Genomic DNA, 2,448 nt, shown 5'->3' with positions numbered 1-2,448 from the left:
GGTCTGCGGCACCAGCACACACAGCCCGAGCCCCAGCAACGTGAACCCGAGCATCCCGACCCCGGCCCCCGGCGCCACGGCCACCACCGCAAACCCGAGCGCGGCCACCACCGCCCCCAGCCGTACGACGGCCACAGCCCCGAACCGCCGCACCCCGAGGTCCCCGATCCCCCGCCCGATCAGGCACATCACCATGTAGACGTTGTACGGAACGGTCGCGACCTGCTCAGAACTCCCCAGCACGTCCTTCAGATACTTCGCACTCCAGTTGGAGACGGTCGAGTCCCCGATATAGGCGAAGGTCATCACCAGACACAGCGGCAGCAGCAACTTGAAGACCAGTGGCCCCGCCTCGGCCCCCTCACCCTCCGCGTCGGGCGCACCACCGTCGACGTACCACCGACTCCCCACAAAGGCCGCCGGCAGCAGCACCGCCACCACGGGCAGATACGACACCCACAGCGCGAGATGCCAGTGCGCCCCCGCCCACGCCAGCGAGGCCCCCACGATCCCGCCCAGGCTGTACGCGGCATGGAAGCTGAGCATGATGCTCCGCCCGTACGTCCGCTGCAGACTCACCCCGAGCATGTTCATCGACGCGTCCAGCGCACCCACCCCGAGCCCGAACGCCCCGAGCGCGACCGCCAGTTCGGCCATGCTGTCGCCCGCCCCGACCCCGAGCAGCGCCAGCAGCACGACCGGCTGGGACCAGCGCAACAGCACGCTGGGCCGTATTCGCTTCACCAGCTGCTCGGTGGTCACACTCCCGACGCCGGCGAGGATCGGCACGGCGGCCAGGAAGACGGGCAGCAACCCGTCCGAGACCCCGTACCGGTCCTGGATCGCGGGGATACGTGTCACGAGCAGCGCGAAGGTGGCGCCCTGAGCGAAAAAGCTGAACGCCAGCGAGGCCCTACCGCGCCGCAGCACATCTGTCATGGCGGCGAGCGTAAGGGTCCCGGCGTACTCGTGGGTAGATCCAGCCAAAGATGAATTCGGCTCACCTTTACCGAGCGACGACCAGCGAGGGAAGAACCGCAGGTGCGGGGGCATGCCCGCCCTTCACCTCACCGGCGATCATGTCCGCCATGGGCCCAGCAGCAAGACCACCGCTGACGACGGCCGTCACACCTATCGTCCCGATCATCACGACCGTGCCCAGCCACACCATGGTGTCCACGGGCAGGGTGTACGCCCCGACGATCCGGGCGACACACTCGCCGAGCAGCGCCACACCCCACACCACCGAGAACCGCCGCTCGGCCCGCCGAAAGGCCGCCGACCCTATCAACAGCCGCTCAAAGGCGGCCTCCCGCTCCGGGTCCCCCTTCACGAGCCAGGGCTTCATCCCGGCGGTCATCATCGGCCGCCCCATCGCCACCGACACCAACACCCCGATCCCGATCGCGCTGCTGACCCCGCTGTCCTTGGCCAGCATGAGCCGCGGATCACCGGCGACGAGACTGAGCGACAGCCCGACGACATTCACGAAGAGGATCAACGCGGCAAAGGCGTTGACCTTCCGCTCGACGGCTATCCCCCACACCGTCCGCACCGCCGGCAGCACACTGCTCCACCCCAGCGCCGCCACGGTCCCCATCCCGAACCCGCTCTTCAGCAGGTAGTACGACCCGATCGGCATCGCCACGTCCAGGAGGAGCGGGGCGAGGTTCTTCTTCGTGGAGCCCGTGTTCGTCGTCATGCATTCAGACTGCCGGAGAGCCCCCGGCCGCCAGTAGAACCGATCGTCCGGTCCTCGGCATGACAAATGTCAGACGAGCAGGTCAGGCAAGTCCCGCATGTCACCGAAGAGTTGGTTGGCCCCGGAAAGCCGCTCAGCAGGCGTCATGGCGGTGAACCCGTACACATCCATCCCTGCCGCAACACCAGCCCGCACGCCCAACGGACTGTCCTCCACGACCACACACCGCTCCGGCGCCACACCCATCTGCTCGGCGGCATACAGGAACAGATCCGGCGCAGGCTTCCCCCGCCCCACGTCCTCGGAACTGAAGACCCACGCCTCCTCGAACCACTCGTCCAGCCCCGTCGCCCGGTGCCCCGTCCGAATCCGCGCATGACTCCCGGACGACGCCACGCAGTACGGCACCCCGTCCGCGACCAGCCTCTCCAACACGTCGACGGCCCCGGCGACCGGCTTCAACTCCCGCTCGAACGCGGCGAACACGCGAGCGTGGAAGACATCGTCGAAGTCGTCCGGCAACCGCTGCCCGGTCCGCTCCTCGACAAGATCGTGGACGCGGTGCATCGCGGCGCCCATGTAGTCACGGAGGGACTCCTCGTACGAGGTCGGGTGCCCGAGCTCCGTGAGATAGCCGGCCAGGAGCCTGTTGGAGATGGGCTCGCTGTCGACGAGGACACCGTCGTTGTCGAAGATCACGAGGTCGTAGCGCATACCGCTGAGCCTAAACGCAGAAAACCCCTGTA

At 67.8% G+C, this 2,448-nt stretch carries 3 protein-coding genes; all 3 read right to left on the bottom strand.

Features of this window, described 5'->3' with window-relative positions; all coding sequences use genetic code 11:
- Positions 1-939: MFS transporter (locus JHN45_RS51795; protein WP_201056457.1), on the bottom strand; the 939-nt coding region annotated here is incomplete at its 3' end.
- A 67-nt stretch (positions 940-1,006) separates the two neighbouring features.
- On the bottom strand, positions 1,007-1,702 hold the full coding sequence (locus tag JHN45_RS51790; RefSeq protein WP_201056455.1) for a VC0807 family protein: 696 nt from the start codon (positions 1,700-1,702) through the stop codon (positions 1,007-1,009).
- A 69-nt stretch (positions 1,703-1,771) separates the two neighbouring features.
- Positions 1,772-2,416 carry an HAD family phosphatase gene (locus tag JHN45_RS51785; RefSeq protein WP_201056453.1) on the bottom strand — a complete coding sequence of 215 codons (645 nt, stop codon included), beginning with the start codon at positions 2,414-2,416 and terminating at the stop codon, positions 1,772-1,774.
- Between the last annotated feature and the right edge of the window lie 32 nt (positions 2,417-2,448).

Origin of the sequence: Streptomyces sp. MBT53, assembly GCF_016654115.1 — a bacterium.
Lineage (GTDB): Bacteria > Actinomycetota > Actinomycetes > Streptomycetales > Streptomycetaceae > Streptomyces.
This window is presented reverse-complemented; position numbering and strand designations above follow the sequence as displayed.